The sequence below is a fragment of the Methanosarcina barkeri 3 genome (assembly GCF_000970305.1).
In the GTDB taxonomy this organism is placed as follows: Archaea; Halobacteriota; Methanosarcinia; order Methanosarcinales; family Methanosarcinaceae; genus Methanosarcina; species Methanosarcina barkeri_A.
Map to the genome: position 1 here is coordinate 4,183,025 of NZ_CP009517.1, position 22,586 is coordinate 4,205,610.

Below are 22,586 nucleotides of genomic sequence, written 5' to 3' on the forward strand. Positions count from 1 at the left end.
CTTCATAGTCCTACTCAATCGGAACATACCTTGCACACGTAAAATCCTCTTTATAAGGAATTTTGATAGTAAGCATTCCTCCATTGTTGGCTGCAACTGCTTTCTCTGGATCTACAGGCCCATCCAGAAAAAAAGATCCCAAGTACTCTACGGTTTTACTGAATGCTTTTAGATAAAAACTGTTTTCATGCATTAAAAGTGTAATATTCTCACTTTCTACATCGGGAAGTTCAACTTCCAAAGTAAGATATTGATGTTTATCATCATGATACATTGCTAGTATTGGAGTTTTCAATACTCTGGGTACTGCACTTTCCATGACACTCTCTCCTTAAAGAAGATTCCAGTAAAATCTCTCTTCTTACTCGATTTAACGTACACTGCTTTCTCAACAGGTGCTGACAAATTACCTTTTCTTTAAGTATACGGTTTGAAAATTAGCGACTGCTTTTTTTCGGGCTTATAGGACAGCAGATTGCGTAACTGTCTGCATACTCAACTCCTTCTGTGGTAGCTTTTACATAGAAAATATCTTCAGTAATTTAAGAGGTATTGTTTTCTTTTTTACTCTAGAAGAATTATTTCTATTTTCAGGTTTTCAAATCAGTCATTAAGATATACACTAATAATCGATGATAGTCACAAAGTATCTACCATTACTTATCCCCAAAATAACATTATTGGTTAACGTATTTATATATATCCTAGTCATAAATCTGGAAATATATAATTATAATTATAATTATTGAATTACAGATATTCAAATAATATTAAAAATCCTTTATTACTTTTAAAATAAGTCTATTTTCTAGCTTAATCAACTTATGGTTCGAAAATTAGTCCTATAATATAAAGATATCTCTTATATATTCTTTTAATCTTCTATTTGTCATGTAATAAAGAAAAAACTTTTTAATAGAAAACAAAAGCGGAAAATTATTAGGAACCAAATTTCAAGAAGTAAAATTGGACAGGATGATCTATCAGATACTTTAGAGAATTTTAAATGAAAAAGAACAGTGTCTAAGAGATTAGTTTAGAAACTTTATTTCCTATTTATATAAACCATCTGAGGCATAACTAGTTGTGTAAAACTATCAAGATATTTGTTCAAACTCAATAGTTTCAATAAATTACTAATTAAATTTATACCCACTTAAAACAGGGGATCTAATACTGGGGTCTAACATAAATGACAGAAGTGATCCAATAAGGTAGAGGGAAGGGGTTGATTAACGAGTGACCGGAAACGTCATAGAAGTAAACAATCTTGAGCATTCATACGGTTCTATAAAAGCTGTTGACAATATCAGTTTTACTGTAAAGCAAGGAGAGATTTTCTCATTTCTTGGCCCAAACGGAGCGGGAAAGAGTACTGTTATTAATATCCTCACCACACTCAGGAAACTCCAGAAAGGCGAAGCGAGAGTTAACGGGTATGATGTTGCAAAGGAACCAAACTCAGTAAGGAGGTCGATAGGCATTGTTTTCCAGATGCTTTGTCTCGATCATGAAATGACAGTATCTGAGAATCTTGAATATCATGGCAGGATTTACTCGATGAAAAAAAAAGAAAGAAGTAAACGCATCGAGGAACTTTTAAAACTTACAGATCTGGAAAGTAAAAAGGATACCCTGGGAAAAGATCTGAGCGGTGGCATGAAGCGAAGGCTTGAGCTGGCAAGAGGGTTGATGACAAAACCTGCAGTCCTTTTTCTTGACGAACCAACGATAGGTTTCGATATCCAGACGAGAATGAGAATGTGGGAATACCTTAGAGAGATTAAGAGAGAGGGCACTACCATATTCCTGACAACACACTATATGGAAGAAGCCGATCAGTTGAGCGACAGAATAAGCATAATTGACCATGGGAAAATAATCGTAACTGGAACCTCCAATGAGTTGAAGAATAAACTTGGTAAAGACCTTATTTACCTGGAAACAAGTGATAATAAGGCTGCTGCAGAGATATTAAGGTCACTGGCGTCAGTTAAAAATGTAACAGAAGATACAAAATCCCTGAGAATTATGATCGGAGAGGATGTCACACATGTGCTTCCTCAAATTATGGATAAAATTCGGGGAGGGGGGATAGAGATTATAATTGTAAATATTAAAAAACCGTCAATGGATGATGTTTTTGTTCATTATACAGGACATGAATTAAGGGAAGGTAATGGAAACGGAAATGCAAATGCAAATGCAAATGCAAATGAAAAACAACAAGAAATAGAAACGGCGGTGGTTTCTAAATGAGCTTTGAATTTCGTGCTATATACTGGAGAGAGATGGTGAAATACTTCAGATATAAATCAATGCTCATCACTTCAATGGTCCAGCCTGTAATGTGGCTGGCATTCTTTGGGCTTGCTATGTCAGATAGTTTTGAAAAATTAACTTCACTTGTTCCAAGTGAACCTGGAGTTCCAGTAGTCGCGTATATTTCGTATATGGGTGCAGGAATAATTGCAATGGATGTGTTGTTCAGCAGTTTGTTTGGAGGAACCACCCTCATGTTTGACAAAAAGTTTAGCCTTTTGAGGGAAACTCTTGCAAGTCCAGTTCCCAGGTCTCATATAATTCTAGGTATCGGACTTTCCGCTGTGACTAAAGCTTTATTCCAAACTTTCATAATAATAGGGTTTGGAAAACTTGTAGGAATGGAATTCTTTAAGGGATATACCCTCATTGAAACTCTCATCTCAATGGTGGGTATTATGTTACTTGTGGCAATTTTTACTCTAGGCTTCCTTTTTCTATCAGGTTCAATTGCAATTACCGTTGAAAATCCAGAAGGAATGCAGTCTATTCTCACCCTGGTTAGCATGCCCATTTTCTTCGTAAGTAACGCCCTTTATCCCATTGACGGCTTTCCTACTTTCCTCAAGGTTCTATCAATGTTTAACCCGCTGACCCTTCTGGCAGGTGGAATTCGTTATTTTGCTTTGGGGACCAATTTCTCCGTGATGGGAAATCACTATATCTATACTACAGTAGATATAGTTGTGGCTTTCCTCGGCCTCATTTTCTTCGCCCTTGTAATGCTATCTGCTGCAATGTGGAGATTTAATAAAGTAGATATATAATTTCCACGATTTGCTTATTTTTTTAATTTTTCTTGAAAGCTGGAAAGTGTTTCCATTTAACACCATGTTTTTATACTTATTTAAATTACATATGAAATATTTATTTAATTTATATTTGGAGAGAAATTTAGATACACAATCAGTTTTTATTTAGAAAACAGTTATGAATCATAACTCCAGGCATCTTAATTAGATATATCCTTCAGTTAAGCTTAACAAAACACAGTAAAACACTATATAACTATGCGTAACACTTTTCAAGAGGATGCTTTGAGTCTTGCTCTTTCTTGGACTAAATAGTGAAAACACGGAATAGGCTTAAAAACTTGATTTCAAAACTTTGTTTTTCAGGTTTCTTTCCTACGAAATTACCAACTATTACTCTCTGCTACTTCTTATTTGAGGAAAAAGTTTTGGTTATGTTAGTTATGGAATCTGAATTACCGGCTTTGTAGAAATCTATCTGAACTTCAGTTTTCAGGTTAATTTTAAAATCCAAAGTTTAAAACTGCAGTTATAGTATAGAATCGGAACTCTTTACTAGATCTAAATAAAAACTCCTCACATGGTCTTAAACTACATATAAACAACTAAAGCAGGGAAAACAGGTAAAAAGACACATCGTTAGGGTTACAGATGATTTTTCTTTGGTTATGTCATTTGTATCAGGTCTTTCTATGCCCTTTTAAGGCTGCAAGGTATGAAAGTCTAGAACCAGCTAAACCTCGATAAGATGGGATAAAGAGTAAATCGGCACAAGAGGATTCCAGCCTCCAGTGTATTAAGCAGTTAGATAAGCTCACGATCGTCATCCAGCTCACCGATTTTTCCATAACTATAGGTGACAATTAATTAATCATAGGAACTTTTGGTTTTAAGACTAGGAAAATTGCTTTTGGTTGAAATTAAGGACTTTTACAAAGCCTTATTTTTTAATTAAAAGTTCAAATCTTTTTGTTTTAAGTCTATTCCATAACTCAAAACTGATTCTCCAGGCCTCGAATAAGAAAGGATCAATGAGTTTCGGATCACAAAAATTAGCTCTAAAATTTTTATTTATTTAGAAGATAAAACTGATTTTGGAATGAGCTGTTTGAATATTCAAATCTTCTGTCACTTTAAAAGATTAAATCTAATTTTTATCCTTAGTTTGACAGTATAAACTAAATTAAGTAAGAGGCTTCAATTTTTTGTCAAAAATCAATTAACAGTATTCATAAATTTCGTAAAATTGCCTCTGATTTTCCAGCTTCACAATCACTATAAAGCGAATTAGTAGAGATTTTTGTCCCATTTTATCACTTTTGGCACCTAACTTTTGGGATAGTACCTATATTTTATCTGAGATTCACGCCATCTGTCAAATTCTATACCACAATTTTGGTCAAAAATCATAATTGGTCAAAAATCATAAAAATAGCCATCAAGAGAAAGAGAATCATCTGTCAAATAGAATCGTAAAAAATTGGCAAAAATTTGTTGAAATAATATTATGTATCATTCCAACGGATATGAAAGCAATCTTCCCACATAAAAATCAAACTGTCAAACTAAGGTTTCATTAAAAACCTTAAAATCTTATTATTTAGAACTCTTTAAGGCTCTGTTCCAAAATCCAGTGATTTTTACATTTCTTGAATGAAAATCTGAATTAGCAAGAAGAATCCCGTTTTCATCAAAATCAGTATTCGATATCTAAAGACTTCAAACCTGAAATCACACTACAAGAATGGTGACCAGTTACAAAGTCCAGTGGTTTTGAATTTTATAGCCATCATTTGCTTCTGGTACTGAGTCCTCTTTAATTGATTCTTAAAAATATCTTTTAAATTTCAGTTCCTCTGCCTAAGCTATATCCTTATTGGATTCTCAAATAAAAGAACACAGCTGGTATGTGAAAACTCATTCTACTGAATTCTTATAACTGTTTGATCAATCACTTTAGTAGTTTCTCTAGAAAAAACATGAATCCAGTCACTTTTGCTAAGAAAAAATGATACAGGTCACATTCATGCATGAGCATGTAATCTAAACCTGTATTGGGATATCATAGAGAACGGTAACTGACTAGTAAACACCTGGGATCTATTTCATCTGGAAAATCTTCCGAAACCGCCAAAGCTAGAACCATCGATGTACATCAGCTTAAACCTTACTATCTCTAGAAATAAGGTGATTTTTGTATAACTTAAATAAAGCATTGACATTGTAAGTACCTCCACGTATCTACTTTCAAGCTGTCTTTTTTAATTCGTTTTCCTTCAGTTAAAATTAACTTATCTTCCAGTTTAACCTGCTTCTTCCAGTTTAACCCGCTTCCTCCAGTTTAACCCGGTTCCTCCAGTTTAACCCGGTTTACGGATTACTTCGGATAGTATGTGTCTTCGCCAAACCCCCTTAGACGTCCATTTTATATCATACTCCCAAACTATACTCCCAGGAATTTACTTTGGAACTATAGGTAAGTATAAACAATCTTGAAGATTTCCAGCTAAAAGATTCGTGAATTTGAAGAGTTATATCTTGGAAATTTAGATTGTTTATATTTGTTTCTGTCTATTAAATTTCTTAATTTATTATTAAAAAATACTTTTTCCAATAATAAACTACTAAGGAGCATCAATACGAGAGTATACACTAAATTTATATATAATGTGAAGAACGAAAACTCCTTACAAATAATAGTCTCTTAGTTTTTGGACACAGAATCTTTTGCTACAACATTTACACAGGATTACGAAGCATGTCGTTTTTTTTGGTTTCTATTTAAATTTATCAGAGATAAATGCCGTATGAGAGAAGCAATAGTGTTCAAAAAATATTAAGCTCTCCTGATTTTGAACTTTTTAAAAACAACTTAAAGTTTTGTACCGTTTCTTATCTCATATTTTCAAAACTTATATTTAAAACTGTAGAAGCTTTCAAAAACTTGAATATTAAGAAAATAAAAAAGAAGTAAAAAAGTGGCAGTATTTTGTTTCTTTTGCGAAGACGAAGTTGCCTGAAAAACAGGCAACTTTATGTTATTTTTATTTCTTAATCAACGCTTTTGCTTAGTCGCTGTAGAAAAATTTGAAGACTTCAGCTGTATAGGCTTTTGTGATCTGTGAATAGTAAATACTGTATATCATATTATCTGTCTCTCCAATATCTACTGAGTTTGTTCGCCTACCGTTATACCTCCGGCTTTCTGCAGTCAAGAAATAATAGACCATATGGTCATTCTCCGACTGCAGAAACTGTTTAATTTACAGCCTGACTAACATTAGTCTTGGTAAAAGAATTTGAATACTTCAGCCACATATGCATAGCTGACATTTGAATAGAAAATAGCATATATCATAATATCACTCCCTTATTTTTATATATATCATCTGTTATCATCTGTTATACCCATCTTCTGCAATCTGAACATACAATAATTTGTCATTCTCTGCAGAGACCTTTTCCACTTCTGCTTTAGAAACTCATTTAAGAGAACTGGAAAAAGAAGCAAATTTCGTTTGCAAATTGAAATAATTGGCCAAGGTCGAATCCAAAGATAATTTCTGGTAATGCCATGCTTATTCCCTCTATATTTTGTATTTTCTAAATCGATACCTGCATACTGTAGATAACAATTTTATTTGCAACCTCTGTTCAGTTTTGACATAATTTTCGTTTACCAAGCCTCCAAATCGTACGGCTACTGTCAGCCACTTAATAAGATTCATGTGGTAAATTTCCTCTTATTTCAGGATATACCGTTAGAAATTTTAGCTAACAGTGACTGTATATAGCTATATATACTAAGTTATATAAGCTCAATAGAAAATCATCTCCTTATGAATAATACTCCTTAAATGTTTAGAGTAAGGATTTAATATACATATATATGTTTTTTTGACTCATAATATGTTTGAAAGTTTAAGATTTATTTCGACTTAGATCTAAATATTATATTGTTTCCCAGGTCTAAAGAAGAAATCCTTTAAAGTGTATGGTATAGCCTTCTTAGTTCTATCATCATCTTTTAAGAAAAATATGTAATATAAAAGAAGTATAAGTTTATTAGAACAGATACTTAGATAAGATTATAAATTTTTTAATAAATACTTCTCCTATCATGAAACAACTGCAGCTTTCTATTTTCACGGTCTCTATTTCATTTGATTCCGTTTACAGTAATTTTTGACAAAGAAAAGCGTTTTATACGTAATAAATTCATCCAGAAGTCTGGAACAGTGTGTAAACCGTCAATCATGAAAACTTAGTTTTTGACTTCCGCTTTCAGAGCTAGAAGTCGGTAATTTATTGCCTTCAAATTAACTCTTTAGGCGAAAATTAAGAAAGCATAAGTTAAAATGGACTTCTTTACATAATAAGTAAAAACGTTGAGATTATTCGATGTAATTTTTCATCACATTTCAGTAACTTTGGGAAAGGGGGATGTAAATATTATCAAAAATAGTTTACCTGAAGATGGATTCCCTATTGTCGGGATTTCCAACGAAAGTCTGGAAATTCCCGTGCTCTCAGACGTCGATATCAAAATTGAGAGAGTAGAACTTGTGGATATAATGGGCTCATCAGGCTCAGGGAAAAGTGTTCTTGTGAACCTTATAGATTGCCTTGACAGGCCTACTGAAGAACAAGTTCTTGTAAAGGATCGTGACCTCAATAGATTGTCAGATCAAGAGCTTGTCCACTTTACTAAGCTTGAAATTAGTTTTGGGTCGCAGATTTTTAATCTTGCTCCACACCTGACTGACCTTGAGAATGTTTTGCTCCCAACCTTTGCAAATTTGAAAATCAATATTGATCAAGAGGGTTATGCAAGAGAACCTCTTGAAGTAACGGGACCTCATAACCGTATTCATCATAGACTAGGAGAACTTTCAAGAGGTAAGTCCAAAAGGATTTCAGTTGCATGTGTACTTATTAACGATCCTGTAATCCTTCTTGTGAATGAGCCGACTGGAAACCTTAACGCCAGAACAGGAGCCGAAATCCTTCGTATGTGTATGGATTTGAATAACGATGAGAGAACATTAGTAATCATTACACACTACCCTGAGGTTACAAAATATATTAACAGGGTTGTCCTGGTAAAAGATGGAATAATTAAATGCAACTGAAGGTGCAAGTATATGGAAATGGTTAAGAAGATTACTGTAGCAACTCTTTTTTCCTTGCTTTTGATTTCCTTGCTCTTTGCAGCTCCTGCCTCTGCAGCTGTTGGGGGAGAAAACCTGAAAGTCACAATAGTTGAAACAAATCCCTATCCTGCGAAAATAGGAGAATATTTAACTTTGACCGTTCAGGTAGAAAATATCGGAGGAAGTAAAGCTGACAATGTCGATATCGAAATTGTGCCTCAATATCCTTTCTCTCTTGATTCCGAGGCAAATGCCATAAAAAATATAGGAGTTCTCAATCCTGGCAGAACTGCTACAAAGGAATTTTACCTTTTTGTAGACAAAAATGCGCAGAAAGGAGTACGTTCCATTGACATCAGAACAAAAACAGGTAAAAATAGCCCCTGGAGTGAGAAAAGTTTTGACATAAGAATAGGCACTGAAACATTTAACAGCAAGGGTACAGTTGAACTTAAAGAATTTGTTTCGGACCCTGAGGTTTTCATGCCCGGAGACAGGGGTACTGTCACTGTAACTCTTAAAAACACCGCAAGTAATCCTACTGTCACTATTGGTGGGAGTGACTTTGATACCAATGCCAGAATTCAGGCCGCAGTTTTAAGACCTTTATCTGAAGGGATAATTGTTCTTGATGCTCCTTACGGAGATATGGGCCTTTTGGGACCCGGAGATAGCATCAAGTTGACTTTCAATGTTAAAGTTGCAGAAGACGCTCCAGAAGGAACTCACAACTTTGAACTTGCAATAGAGGGGAACTCCTTCGATTACAATAGCAGAAAGAATATTCCTCTAAAGGTCGATTCTTCAAACATAAGAGTAATTCCTTCAAAAGAACTTAAACTGACAAATGGTGAATCTACAATCGAGTTCGATGTAGCGAACACTCATCCGAACGAGTTCAGTTCGGTAAGTATAAAACCTAAAGCTGAAGGCATCACATTTTACCCTGCGGAATATTTCATAGGGCCAATGAACCCGGACGAACTTTTTACGATTGAATTTAATGCTATCACAAATGATTCATGGAGTGCCAGTAAGGAAGGAGAGATAAACATGAGTCTCACTGCAAACTATAATAATGGGATCAATCGACATGCAAATACTGTAGGAGACCTGAGATTTGCAAATACTTCAGAAATTGCAGAGTCTAATTCAACAACCATATTGACCGGTGGACTTATTATAATCTCTATTCCTGCCGCTTTTATGTTCTACCGAAGAAGAAAACAATAATAAGAGAAGGGATAGCTGACATCATATTTGTGGGGGAAAATATGATAAAATTTGCACAGGCAGCTCGTATAGCATCTGGGAGTATAGGAAGTGCTAAGCTAAGGTCTGTACTTACAACATTGGGGATAGTAATTGGCATAGCTGCAGTAGTTGTTAACGCATCTCTTGGTGCCAGTTTTAACCAGTTTTTTACTGACGAGATATCTTCTGTAGGCTCTAACTTTATTATCGCAGCTAGTGAGCAGCCAAATCTCTTCTTTGATAACGAGTACAATATAATGAAGAATACACCGGGAATTTCCGGCGTATCTCCAAGAAAATCGATGAGTGGGGATCTCACGTATCTTTCTGAAACTAAAAATGTGAATACTGCAGGAGTTAACAAAGATTTTCAAGAAATCCAGGGACTGCAAATGGAAGAGGGCACTTTTCTGACAGATAAAGATAGCGCTGCGGCTGTTCTTGGATACGATATTGCAAATGACAAGTTCAGTAAGAATATTTCCCACAGGAGCACTGTAGAGATCGCTTTTCGACAGGAGAACGGTACGGTTGTAAAGAAGAGTTTTAAGGTAAAAGGAATATTGAAAAATTCCAAGCCAACTGTTGTGAGTGAGGACAGTGACTATGATTTGACAGTCTTCATTCCCGTTTCTACTATGAATGAGATGATCGGGGAAAAAGATTATGGAGCTTTCCTTGCAATGGCAGAAAGTCCTGCAAAAGTTCGTGACATTTCAGATGAAGTCGATAGCAGATTAGCCAGAAATTTCGGAGTGCCGGAAAGAGATATTGATGAAGAGGATTTAAAACCCTATTACGTCTTTAATCAGGAGGAAGTTCTTGAGCAGACTGGAAAAATAGGGGATGCTTTGAGTTCTTTCCTGCTTGTTCTTGCCTTAATATCTCTCTTTGTGGGCTCCATAGGAATTATGAATATTATGCTTGTGACCGTAACTGAAAGAACTAGAGAAATAGGGATAATGAAATCTGTAGGCTATAGCAACTCCAATATTCTATCTCTTTTCTTGCTAGAATCTATAATGGTCAGTTCCTTTGGAGGAATTGTAGGCACTATAATCGGTAGTCTGGGAGCTTATGCTCTTGAAATTACTCTTAAACTTCCTCCTGTATTTCCCTTAACATTGATCGAAATAGGGATTGCAGTTTCGGTTCTTGTTGGGATAACTGCTGGTTTATATCCTGCAAGAAAAGCTGCACGCATGAATCCTGTGGACGCTTTAAGATATGAATGAAAATCTGTCCGGTGAATAGGGCTTACTTTGTTTGGAGAATAGCCCTTTTCTATTTCAATTCTTAACCAGCTCAACCAGGTATTAATTGGCTAAAAATAACTTCAAATAACTTCAAAATAACTTCTTAAAGAGTATTTTCATGAACTCACTTGACGAATTTAGCTCACAGGGAAATCACTTTAAGGTTAACGTTTAAAGCATAGAAATCATATTAGACTATATTATATAGAATTAAGATTTTAATAAACGTACTTGTTAATTTAAAAACAAAGGAGTAGATATGAAAATGAAAACTTCGATTAAAGATGTTTCTGCTCCCGGAGATTTAATCTTGGAGACAGAAGTAGATAATCCTACACTAGAAGTAGAACTGCCCTCTAAAGAAGGTCTCGTTAATTCAAACGAAGAATCATTTAAATGTAAACTGGGCCGTTCGAAATGTCTGAAGAGTGACGAACATAGAACAACAACTCCCGTTATTGAAGTTATTGATGTCAAAAAGAGCTATACTCTTGGAGATCTGGAGGTTCCAATTCTTCATGATATAAACCTTGAAGTGAGAGAGGGAGAGTTCCTTGCCATAATGGGACCCTCCGGTTCAGGGAAGAGCACACTTATGAATCTTGTAGGTTTTCTTGATAGGCCTACGGAAGGAACAATCATAATCAAAGGTCTGGATATCAATAAACTGTCTGATAAGGAAGTTGCCAGGCTCAGAGGGTTAGAAATCGGTTTTGTTTTTCAGACATTCAACCTGATCCCCAGACTCACGGCTCTTGAAAATGTTGAGCTTCCAACCTATGCTAACACAAGGAGTGGAGTTAATACTCATGAAAGAGCAAAGGAGTTACTTAAACTTGTAGGTCTCGAGGATCGAATGTATCATAAACCAGGTGAGCTTTCAGGTGGTCAATCCCAGAGAGTTGCTATTGCCAGAGCTCTTATCAATGACCCTGCGATCCTCCTTGCAGATGAGCCCACTGGAAATCTTGACTCGAAGACAGGGTGTGAAATTCTAAATATATTTAGAAAACTTAATGGAGACGGAAGAACCATTGTAATGATTACTCACGATCCGGAAATTGCAGGATATGCAGACAGGATAGTGCTCGTAAAGGATGGAATTATTCAGAATGCGGAATAATCCTGGTGTTTACTTTAAAACTCAAGCGAATCTGGGTGTGGAATTAGAATGACAATTATCAAAAATTCATTTGTTCCTCTAGTATTATCTTTGCTTTTGATTTCTTTGCTTTTTTCAGTTCCTGCCTCTGCAGCTGTTGGAAGGGCAAATCTGAAAGTCACAATAGTTGAAACAAATCCCTATCCTGCGAAAATAGGAGAATATCTGAATCTGACTGTCCAGGTAGAAAACATTGGGGGAGATAAAGCCGACAACGTTGACATCGAAGTTGTGCCTCAATATCCTTTCTCTCTTGATTCCGAGGCAAATGCCATAAAAAATGTAGGATCCCTCAATCCTGGCAGAACTGCTACAAAGGAATTTTACCTTTTTGTAGACAAAAATGCGCAGAAAGGAGTACGTTCCATTGACATCAGAACAAAAACAGGCAAAGATAGTCCCTGGAGTGAGAAAAGCTTTGACATAAGAATAGGCACTGAAACATTTGACAGCAAGGGCACAGTTGAACTTAAGGAAGTTACTTCGGACCCCGATGTTTTCATGCCCGGAGACAGGGGTACTATCACTGTGACTCTTACGAACACTGCAAGTAGTCCTACTGTCACTATTGGTGGGAGTGACTTTGATACCAATGCCAGAATTCAGGCCGCAGTTTTAAGACCTTTATCTGATGGGATAGTCGTTCTTGATGCTCCTTACGGAGATATGGGCCTTTTGGGACCCGGAGATAGCATCAAGTTGACTTTCAATGTTAAAGTTGCAGAAGATGCTCCAGAAGGAACTCATAACCTTGAACTTGCAATAGAGGGGAACTCCTTCGATTACAATAGCAGAAAGAATATTCCTCTAAAGGTCGATTCTTCAAACATAAGAGTAATTCCTTCAAAAGAACTTAAACTGACAAATGGTGAATCTACAATTGAATTCGATGTAGCCAATACACATCCGAACGAGCTTAGCTCTGTAAGTATAAAACCTGAAGCTAAAGGCGTCACATTTTATCCTGTTGAGTATTTCATAGGACCAATGAACCCGGACGAACTTTTTACGATTGAATTTAATACAGTAACAGATAGTTTATCAGATGACGGAAGAAATTTCTCCGAGCCTATAAATCTAACACTTTCGGCAAATTACAGCAACGGAATAAACAAGCACGAGAACATAGTAAGCAACATGTATATTCAGTCCATTGAGGAAACTCAGGGAGAAAGTTCAAGCATGATTATCCCAGGTTTACTACTTGTTGTCATCGCTATTGCTGGTATGTTAGTTTACAGAAAGAAGAAACAGAGCAGAAAATGAAAATCCGTAAGAACAAAAACTTCTGGAAAATTGAGTTTCAAATGTTTTGGAAAATTTTTGAAGATAGTGCCACTCAGCAGATCTCCTGAAACTGCTCCGCATGTTTCAGGCTGCATTCAACTTTTTCAGTTCTACTCTGAGAAAGCGTAAAAACGATTATTGTTTTTGGCTTTAACCAATATCCTTTCAAATTATTTCTTTACTATTTGTCGGAAGAGTAAAGATAAACGTACTGCCTTTTTCTCCCTTTGATTCCACCCAGATTTTTCCTCCGTGAAGATTTACGAAGTTTTTAGCAATATAAAGTCCAAGTCCAGTTCCACCGTATCCTCTGGTTGTGGAAAGATCCGCCTGAATAAAAGGCATAAGCATCCTTTCATGATCTTCTTTTGACAAACCTATCCCACTATCCGAAACTTTAATCTCAAGCATCCCTTCTTTTTTGAGGGCACTTACAGTAACCTTCTTATTTTCAGGAGTGAGTTTTATAGCATTATTTATTAGACTGTACAGGATCTGTCTCAGCTTTGTCCTGTCAGCCCGGATATTCTCAGAAACGTCGACCTTTATTTCTACACTAACCTTCTTACTTGAGGCAAATGAGAGAAGACTCATTTTTACCTCTCCTAGAAGGCTGGCAACATCTACGTCTTCATAATTAAGGCTTTTTTCCCCGGCTTCGAGCCTTGATATATCAAGTAGATCATTAATAATTTCCAGAAGGTTTTTCCCACTTATAAGAATATTACTTACGTACTTTGACTGTCTAGTGTTCAGAGAACCGAAAGCTCCTTCCAGCAGCAGATCGGAGAAACCTATTACCGAGTTAAGGGGAGTCCTAAGCTCATGGTTCATGTTAACTATCAACCCATTTTTAGTCCAGTTTGAGGTTTCCATATCTTCTTCCGCTTTGAGAAAATTAGTAGTCAATTCTACTTTTTCTTCCGGACTTCTCAAACTCTCCAATTTTCCTTTTCTTTTGGCAAAAACGTTGCTTTCCTCCATTAACTCGAGCAGGACTCTACCTGAAAGTTCTTCAAGAGGAATGGTATAGAGAAGTGTTATGTTTTTATTTTTTTCCAAAGCCATTGTTTCAATGACCTTTCCACACGTCTCAAGACAAAGCTGAAGAGAATTACCAGTATTTTTAATCTCAAAATTTGTTCTAAACCCTGAAAATCCTCCAGAAAGGGTTCTTCTAAATCCTTCTTCTGCTAGTTCTTTTACTACTGACGCAAGAAGAGTAAGATCTTCCGGAAGCGGATTAACAGGAAGGAATTCTAACTGAGATGAAGTGAGGTAATGCTCGACATCCACTCCTGCCTTTATAAATTCATTTTTTGCCCTTTCAGTGGCCAGTTTATCCGGAGAAAACCATAAGCAATATTCTCCCCCTTCAAGTCCTTCCTTAAAATAGGTAACAAATAATTCTATCAATCCTTCAGTGTCCTCATATACGGCAGAGATCTGGTGACTCTGCGGAGCTTTTAAAGAAGAAACGGAGTCTTCAACAATATTTTTCCTCAAAGTATTTCTCCTCCATATCAGATTGCGTTCCAATGTTATGTAACTGGGCTTGAACAGGGTATGAGATAAAATATAAAGAGGCAAATTTTAATGTTTAGCAATGTCAGACTTTTAATGTTCAGCTGTGTCAGGCAATTTAAGTGCTTTAAATCATTTGAAAATCTCAAAGCAATATAACCATCTTTCGAAGTTTATAACACTTATACATACTCTTCATTTTTTATATGTATATTGCTAGCATATATAAGAAATATCCGCGTTTATACTATTTTTTTAAAAGTAATTTGTCATGTGTTTGAGAATTAATATTTACTGAAGTTTTGGAAACCTTACAAAAAGGAATCAATAAAACGAAACCATATAAAACGAAATTTTACAAAATAAAATCATATAAAGCGAAACCATATAAAATCTAAAAACTGAACCTTATGAAATACATTTTAACTTTAACTGTTAGCAAATATATTCCATATATTTCATACCGTGTTTGAATATTTAAATTTGGATTACGTGAACTTTCATATAAAGTTGCGGCATTAAGGATGAAGATTTCTCTACCATAACTCTCACATTTAAACTTATATAGAGAACTTTTTCTCTGAATAATTATGTCCTAATTTATATATTGTAAAAAGTCGGAATACTAATTATATATCTTGAGAATAAATGAAAATAGTATTGTCAATATAATTTTTCCGGCAGAATTCTATTGTTAATTTAAGCCGATACTACTCGATATTATTAATTTAAGCCGGTACCAGGACAGATCTGCGCAGCTTTAAGGAGGACTAAAGTATGGAGACAGGAGATAAAAAGGCTATTGGAGCCAGAAATTTTCTTTACCCTATGCCCACTACCCTAGTCGGGGCTCGTGTAAACGGAAAGCCGAATTACCTTACAGTAGCTTTTTGCGGAGTCATACAGGCAAGTCCTCCAATGATCGCGGTGACTCTTGGGAAAATGCATTATACAAATGAAGGAATAAGGGAAAACCAGTGCTTCAGTGTAAACATTCCTTCCAGGGATATGGTAGAGGTTACGGATTACTGCGGTATAGTCTCCGGAAAAAGGATAGATAAATCAGAAATTTTCGAAACTTTTTATGGAAAACTTGAAAGAGCCCCAATGATTCGGGAATGTCCTGTGAATCTTGAATGCAGGCTTGTAGACATTCTGGATCTAGGAGGTCAAAGTGAGGTTTTCATAGGGGAGATTGTTGAAAGTTATGCAGAGGAAAGGTATCTCTGCAATGAACTTCCTGATATTGAAAAGATCAAGCCTATAGTTTTTTCCATGTATGATAATAATTACTGGGTAATAGGTGAGCATCTTGGCAAGGCCTGGTCCATCGGAAAAAATTTTGCTGAGGACGGTAACGAAAAAAAAGCTGAAAACACTAAGCAAAAGGAAAATAAATCTCATTGTAGATGTCACTGGAAGCAAATAAATAAAAATGCATAAATGATATAATTAGCCATTTATTAGAAAAGCTGTTGGGGATATTCTCTTCAACTCACAGGTTCATTATTCAATGGGAATGGGGGATTACACATGAAAATAACAGTATTCAGCGGAAGCCATAAGGGCAGAGAAGGAAACACTCTAATTATGGTAGATGAGTTCCTGAAAGGAGCAGAAGAAGCCGGAGCAGAAACAGAAAATATTTTCTTGATCGAGAAAAAAATTGGATATTGCAAAGGTAAATTCGAGTGCTGGCTTAAAACTCCTGGAAGCTGCACAATCAGGGACGACATGGATGACCTGCTTCCCAAATTTGTTGCTTCAGATATTGCGGTATTTGCATGCCCCGTATATTTCGACAATATCCCGGCTGTTATGAAAAATTTTATAGATAGACTTGCTCCTGTACTTTTACCTCATTTTGAAGAGGACAAAATGGGAGAGTACAGGCACGCAAAACGCTATGAAAAGCTTCCAAAAATCGCCGTGATATCAAATGCCGGGCTGCCTGGTCAGACAAACTTTGAGGTTGAAAGTCTTTTTTTCAAACGGCTTGCAAGAACTTTTCACACTGAACTCGTTGCTGAGATTTACAGAGGAGAAGGAGAAATCTTCAGAGGTAAAAACAATATCATGCTAAAACCGCTCTTGGGAAAGTATAAAAAAACCCTCAGATGCGCAGGAAGAGAACTTGTAGACAATCAGACACTCTCAGAAAAAACCACTAGAGAACTCGAAAAATCAATTGTGCCTGCAAGTCTGTACATAAAATTTGGGAATGAAGAATGGGACCGTCTGTACGAGGAGAACAAGGTTGACTGAACAAAGATGAAAAACATAAAGAAATTGCAAACGTATCGATAGTCAAAACATATGTAAAAAACCCCTTTTCAAAAGCTTGAACAAAAATCACTACAAACTCTAAAACTTCAAGAAGGCGTGATCACAAGCCTTTTAAAAAAACTGCTTGACCGCAAGCCTTTTAAAAAAAGGCTTGAGCGAAAAACCACTGCCAGATTGAAAACTTCAAGAAGGCGTGATCACAAGCCTTTTCAAAAAAGGCTTGAGTGAAAACCTTTTGAGAAAAGGTTTTATCGAAAACCAGAGAATCACTTGGATTTGAGAACCTTAGCCCCAAACCCTATAGGCGTGATCAACCGGCGCAACGGTTGCGGGTCAACGGTTTCGGGTCAACGGTTGCTACAAAAAACATTACATAGTTCTTAATTAGTCCCTAAGTCTCCTTCCACAAGGTCTTCCAGGTTGTGTTCCATGTAAGGAGCATTGCTCCTGTCGATCAGTTCCTGACAGACTTCTACTGGCTTTCCATCCATTGCAAGAACCCCTTTATCAATCAATATAGCCCTGTGAGCAACCTCTCGAACAAAATCCATGTGGTGACTCACAAGCACAATAGTCGTGCCAAAGCGTTCGTTGATTCTTTTTAAAGAGTTTGTGACATCCCTGAGAGTTACAGGGTCAAGATCTCCGAAAGGCTCATCAAGCATAAGGTACTCGGGAGAGGTTGCAAGGCTCAAAGCAATGAAAGCCCTGACATGTTCACCTCCGCTGATCTGGTAAGGAGTTTTGTCAAGAATTTCCATTGGCAGGTCAAGGGCTTCAAATACTGGCCTTGCATAGGCATCGACATCAGTTACTGGAATCATCGGAAAGAGTTCGGAATATATTGTGTCTTTAAGGCTTAATTCCCGCAGTGCGGTTTCTTTATCTTCTTCTGGCATGTCAGGAAGGCGGTATATAGTGTCAAGGGTCTCATCCGACATCCCCATTTGTCTAGCTTTATTCCTTGCGTATTCAATTGCACCTTGCTTTTTAATGCTTAGCCTAAACCGAATCTGTTCCCTTACCGTGGAGTTCACAGACATAGAGAATTCCTGATTCATAACACTCATAATTCTCCTGAGTTCCATGCGTTTTTTGCTATATTCGGTGACATCTACCCAGTCTCCGTTGCAGAGATACTCAACGGTTCCGCTCTTTGGTTTCACAAGTCCTTCTATGAGTTTCATAAGGGTTGTTTTTCCAGCTCCAGAGGGTCCGATAAAAGCTAGAATTTCTCCTCTATGAATATCGAGGGAAAAATCTTTGATATTCAGAACTTCTCCCATCCTGATGATAGAATAGCGTTTTGAGATATCTTTAATTTTTATGCAGACTTCATTTTTTTCAGGTTCCCCAAGCTCTTCCCTTGGCTTCATATCCCTTAGGAAATTTTTAAGTACCAGGGAAGGTTCTCCATCAGCTGCAATTTTCCCATTCTCAAGAAAGATCAGCCTATCTGCAAGATAAGCGTGAATCTCCGGAAGGTGAGAAACTACTATAATTGGGATATTCAACTTCTTTTTCAGGCTCTTTATTACATCAAGAACTTCCTGTTTTGTATCCGGCCCAGTCATTGTAACAGGTTCATCGAGGAGAAGAACCCTTGGCTTTGCGGCAAGCTGCCTTGCCATTACGACTCTCTGTTTTTCTCCCCCGCTCAGAAGATTAGTAGAATGAAGCGCCTTATCCTCCAGGCCCACGAGTTTTAGATACTCCATTGCTTCAATAAATAGCTCATCGTAATCGTTATCTACACTATGCGGAAGATGTTCATTCTGCGGAAGAGCTTCATGCCCTACTCGAAGGTAGTTCAGCTTTCTCATAATGTTTTCAATCGTTGGTCCGTTCCAGAGCCCGAAGTTTCGTTGTAGGTGTATTGCGCTAACGCTCTTCAGAAATTTTCCTCCTTCAATCCCTGAAGCAGGCGTTATAATTTCTCCATCTACTTCCACAGTTCCCTCCTGAAAGGGCTCAATTCCCCTAATGATACGCAACAACGTCGATTTCCCGCTTCCACTTCGACCTGTTATCCCGAGAATTTCTCCATCCTCCACCGTAAAGTCGATATGGTCCAGCACTCTTATATTTTCGGAACGTACTTCATAATCTTTAACCAGGTTGGAAACTCTGAGCATAATCATACCTTTTAGTGTTAATCGTAAGTTAATGCCTGACCCGAAATCTATTCTGTAATTCTGCCAATTATGAGTGACAATTTATTATTTTTTCGCTGCAGTATTCGGATGCTTTGCACCACTATAATTCATACTAAAATAGGAGTCAGATATTACCTTATAACTATTTATTACAATCGGCTGCTGTAATATAACCTGAACTGTATCAAAAATTAAATTGCATACTCAAAAATTCATAAGGGGTGTTATAAATCAATATAGAGCCTAGAGCCAAAAGAAGAGTTTCGGAGCATGAAAAAATTACTCATTGCTTAATCTCATTAGCTTTGATCTAAAAAAGCCTGATTAAGCAAATACAAGAACTTCATTTGGTTTAAATGTTATAGAACGCCTGCACTCCGAAAAAGGTACTCTGAAAAAATGAATAATTTAGAGAAATAGTAGAGTTAAGTAAGAATTAAATAAGAGTTGAATGAATTAAATAAGTCTTAAGTAAGAACTAAATAAGTCTTAAATAAATCTTAAGTAGAATTAAATAAGTCTTATAAATCTTAAGTAGAATTAAATAAGTCTTATAAATCTTAAGTAGAATTAAATAAGTCTTAAATAAATTCTTTCATACTTAAAAGCAGGTAGCACGTCCCAAATCTTTGTTAGGGTTCATCTTTTTATAGCTGATACAATCTCAGCTACTTTTGCAGTAACGTTCTTTACTTCTTCAAGAACGGTGCCGGTAACTATCATATCCGCACCTGCCGATGCACAGAGCTTTGCAGCCTCAGCATCTCTAATACCGCCGCCAACAATGAGTTTGTTTTCTCCTAGAACTTGCTTGACAGCTCCTATCATCTCAGGGTTGATAGGTTTGTCAGCTCCTGACCCGGCTTCAAGGTAAGTATAGTGCATACCCAGGTATTTGCCTGCAAGGGCATACACTGCAGCAATTTCAGGTTTAGTTCTGGGAATCAGTTTAGCGTCCCCTACCCAGCCTACAGTCCCTCCAGGTTCGACTATAAGGTATGCCATGGAGATAGGTTCTATCTGGCTTCTATATACAAGCGGGGCCCCCAGCACCTGGTTTGTGATCACATATCCTATATCCCTTGAGTTCAGAAGGCTCATGAAAAATACGGCATCTGCATATCTGCTAAGCCCGGCTGAACTTCCAGGAAAAAGAATGGTTGGGACGTTTACCTTTTCTTTTATTTTTATGACGGTCTCATCAAGCAGGGTTCCCGACGCTCCGGTTGAGCCCCCTATCATGATGGCATCAGTGCCTCCCTCAACTGCTGCAAGGGCAATTTCAGCGGCTCGTTCAGGCGTTTGGGAAGCGGGATCGATAAGGGTAAGATGAACTTTTCCTTCCTGATCAATGATTTTCTGAAGGTGTGCTTCCACCTGCAAAAAAGATCATGCTCCCTTGGATTCCTTGGATTTTACCCGAAGAGCACTGTAACCGCATTTTCTGCAGCGGGTTGCTCTTATTGCGTTTCTGGCATTACATCGCATGCAAATTTTCTTGTTTAACAATCTTTCTTCTGCTTCTGGAAAACGAGCCATTTTTGTCACCTGCTATTATTTTTCAATATTGATAAGGTATATAGCCCGCTTAATGGATGTTAAGAGATATAACGTTTTTCATTAAAAAAGTCCTTCTTTTATTGAGTTTGCAAACTTCTCTTCTTTAATTCTTAGAATAATTCTCGCTTTTCTAATCCTGTCAACTCAAAGCTTATTTATTGCTTACGTTGTTTATTCTCTGCCCTGTGTGCCTAAAGCAGGTTGAGGCTTAACTAGTTAGTTGACATTGGACTGTGTCAAAGTTAACATTGAAATTATATAACGATGATAATTATTTACCGATAAAATCATTGTTTTAAGCTAATTATTATTTAAAACTAAAATTAGTATCTAAAATTAAAATTATTATTTAAAACTAAAATTATTATTTAAGATAAAATAGTTATTTAAAGCCAAAACCTTCAGACTCAAGTATAATTCCACGGCTAATTATTCTATGGCCAATTTAACTCTTTAGAGTTTATTAAGTTCCCTGTCTTATAAATGGTGATTTATGTGTTGATTCATCCTATAGACTACCGGTATGGTACAGCAGAAATGAAATATGTATGGAGCCAGGAAAACAGACTTGTCAAGCTCCTTCAGGTCGAGGCAGCCCTTGCACGTGCAGAAGCGGATATGGGTTTAATCCCCGCAGATTCGGCTGAGATTATATCTGAAAGTATCTCTTCCGTAAAATCTGAGAGAGTTGACGAAATTGAATCTGAGATCCATCATGATATGATGGCTGTAGTTACTGCAATTTCTGAACAGTGCAGAGATAACGCTGGAAAATGGGTACATTTCGGAGCAACTTCAAACGATATTCTAGATACGGCAACAGCTCTCCAGATTAAGGATGCAATCGACCTTCTGGAAGATAAACTTAAAATTCTTCTTGGGGTTCTTGTTGACAAGGCCGAAGCACACAAGCATACGGTCTGCTGCGGGAGAACTCACGGGCAGATAGGAGTTCCGACAACATATGGACTGCGTTTTGCCATATGGGCCTCGGAAATTTCAAGGCACCTGGACCGTCTCCATCAACTCACTCCAAGAGCGACCGTAGGGCAGATGACAGGCGCAGTTGGTACCCAGGCTGCTTTTGGAAAAGCCGGGATTCTTATCCAGAAACTTACAATGCAGTACCTTGGAATCGGCGCTGTAGATGTTTCCAGCCAGATCATTCAGAGGGATAGGCACGCCGAATTCGTAATGTGGATGGCAAACACGGTTACGACTCTGGATAAGATCGGCATAGAAATCAGGACTCTCCAACGCAGTGAAATTGCCGAGATTGAGGAAAGTTTTGGAAAAAAGCAGGTAGGCTCATCTACTATGCCCCATAAACGCAATCCAATAAAATCCGAGCAGATATGCGGGCTTGCAAGGATTGTAAGGGCCATGGTAGAACCCGAACTCCTTAACAATACCCTGTGGGATGAAAGGGATTTGACTAACTCCTCTTCAGAGAGAATAGTTTTCCCTGAAGCCTGCGTGCTTACGGATCATATTCTTAAGCTTGGGATAAACGTAATTGAAAACCTCAGATTTTATCCTGAGAACATTCGGAGGAATCTGGAACTGCTAAGAGGCCTCAATATGGGAGAGGCTGTAATGATTGAGCTTGCAAAAAGAGGAGTAGGCAGGCAGGAAGCTCATGAACTCGTAAGGACTGCAGCAATGAAAGCCCACGACACTGGACAGCACTTCAAAATTGTACTTCTGGAAACTCCTGATATTGCAAGATATTTAACTGCTACAGATATCGAGAATCTCGTAAATCCAGATAAGTATATAGGAACTGCAGTGGAACAGGTTGAATTACTTGTCTTAAAACTTCGTGAGGCTTATTCCCTCTAACTTACTTCCTCTAACCTTTTTTAATTTTTACT

General features: G+C 37.0%; 15 protein-coding genes. 10 read left to right on the forward strand and 5 right to left on the reverse strand.

Annotation, left to right across the window (positions count from 1 at the left end):
* Positions 1 to 10: 10 nt before the first annotated feature.
* Entirely contained in the window at positions 11 to 319 is a 309-nt protein-coding gene (locus MSBR3_RS17145) for an Hsp20/alpha crystallin family protein (RefSeq protein ID WP_048109406.1), read from the reverse strand.
* 920 nt (positions 320 to 1,239) lie between these two features.
* Between MSBR3_RS17145 and MSBR3_RS17150 the strand changes: the two genes are divergently transcribed.
* The 7 genes from MSBR3_RS17150 to MSBR3_RS17180 all read left to right on the forward strand — a co-directional run bounded on the left by MSBR3_RS17150 (position 1,240) and on the right by MSBR3_RS17180 (position 13,165).
* On the forward strand, positions 1,240 to 2,259 hold the full coding sequence (locus MSBR3_RS17150; RefSeq protein ID WP_080942356.1) for an ATP-binding cassette domain-containing protein: 1,020 nt from the start codon (positions 1,240 to 1,242) through the stop codon (positions 2,257 to 2,259).
* Positions 2,256 to 3,089, forward strand: coding sequence for an ABC transporter permease (locus MSBR3_RS17155; RefSeq protein WP_048109407.1), 834 nt, complete (start codon positions 2,256 to 2,258; stop codon positions 3,087 to 3,089). The genes MSBR3_RS17150 and MSBR3_RS17155 overlap by 4 nt, the downstream gene beginning before the upstream one ends.
* A 4,415-nt stretch (positions 3,090 to 7,504) precedes the next feature.
* On the forward strand, positions 7,505 to 8,206 hold the full coding sequence (locus MSBR3_RS17160) for an ABC transporter ATP-binding protein (protein ID WP_230627582.1): 702 nt from the start codon (positions 7,505 to 7,507) through the stop codon (positions 8,204 to 8,206).
* Positions 8,207 to 8,218: 12 nt separating this feature from the next.
* Positions 8,219 to 9,460, forward strand: coding sequence for a COG1361 S-layer family protein (locus MSBR3_RS17165; protein WP_048109408.1), 1,242 nt, complete (start codon positions 8,219 to 8,221; stop codon positions 9,458 to 9,460).
* Positions 9,461 to 9,501: 41 nt separating this feature from the next.
* Positions 9,502 to 10,716, forward strand: a complete 1,215-nt coding sequence (locus MSBR3_RS17170; protein ID WP_048109409.1) for an ABC transporter permease — start codon at positions 9,502 to 9,504, stop codon at positions 10,714 to 10,716.
* A gap of 280 nt (positions 10,717 to 10,996) precedes the next feature.
* Entirely contained in the window at positions 10,997 to 11,860 is an 864-nt protein-coding gene (locus MSBR3_RS17175; RefSeq protein ID WP_048109411.1) for an ABC transporter ATP-binding protein, read from the forward strand.
* A gap of 48 nt (positions 11,861 to 11,908) precedes the next feature.
* Entirely contained in the window at positions 11,909 to 13,165 is a 1,257-nt protein-coding gene (locus tag MSBR3_RS17180) for a COG1361 S-layer family protein (protein ID WP_048109412.1), read from the forward strand.
* Between the two features lie 186 nt (positions 13,166 to 13,351).
* Here MSBR3_RS17180 and MSBR3_RS17185 read toward each other — a convergent pair whose 3' ends face one another.
* On the reverse strand, positions 13,352 to 14,692 hold the full coding sequence (locus MSBR3_RS17185) for an ATP-binding protein (protein WP_080942357.1): 1,341 nt from the start codon (positions 14,690 to 14,692) through the stop codon (positions 13,352 to 13,354).
* Positions 14,693 to 15,487: 795 nt separating this feature from the next.
* On the opposite strand from MSBR3_RS17185, the gene MSBR3_RS17190 reads away from it, so the two are divergent.
* Positions 15,488 to 16,153, forward strand: coding sequence for a flavin reductase family protein (locus MSBR3_RS17190; protein ID WP_230627584.1), 666 nt, complete (start codon positions 15,488 to 15,490; stop codon positions 16,151 to 16,153).
* Between the two features lie 90 nt (positions 16,154 to 16,243).
* Entirely contained in the window at positions 16,244 to 16,975 is a 732-nt protein-coding gene (locus MSBR3_RS17195) for a flavodoxin family protein (RefSeq protein ID WP_048109413.1), read from the forward strand.
* 401 nt (positions 16,976 to 17,376) lie between these two features.
* Here the strand turns inward: MSBR3_RS17195 and MSBR3_RS17200 are convergent, their stop codons facing one another.
* The 3 genes from MSBR3_RS17200 to MSBR3_RS17210 form a co-directional block, all read right to left on the reverse strand.
* On the reverse strand, positions 17,377 to 19,131 hold the full coding sequence (locus tag MSBR3_RS17200; RefSeq protein WP_048109414.1) for an ABC transporter ATP-binding protein: 1,755 nt from the start codon (positions 19,129 to 19,131) through the stop codon (positions 17,377 to 17,379).
* A gap of 660 nt (positions 19,132 to 19,791) precedes the next feature.
* Positions 19,792 to 20,535 (reverse strand): phosphoglycerol geranylgeranyltransferase, encoded by a 744-nt coding sequence (locus MSBR3_RS17205; RefSeq protein ID WP_048109416.1) that lies wholly within the window; start codon positions 20,533 to 20,535, stop codon positions 19,792 to 19,794.
* Between the two features lie 6 nt (positions 20,536 to 20,541).
* Positions 20,542 to 20,691 carry a 50S ribosomal protein L40e gene (locus MSBR3_RS17210; protein ID WP_048109418.1) on the reverse strand — a complete coding sequence of 50 codons (150 nt, stop codon included), beginning with the start codon at positions 20,689 to 20,691 and terminating at the stop codon, positions 20,542 to 20,544.
* A 516-nt stretch (positions 20,692 to 21,207) separates the two neighbouring features.
* On the opposite strand from MSBR3_RS17210, the gene purB reads away from it, so the two are divergent.
* Positions 21,208 to 22,554, forward strand: a complete 1,347-nt coding sequence (gene purB, locus MSBR3_RS17215; RefSeq protein ID WP_048109419.1) for an adenylosuccinate lyase — start codon at positions 21,208 to 21,210, stop codon at positions 22,552 to 22,554.
* Positions 22,555 to 22,586: the final 32 nt, after the last annotated feature.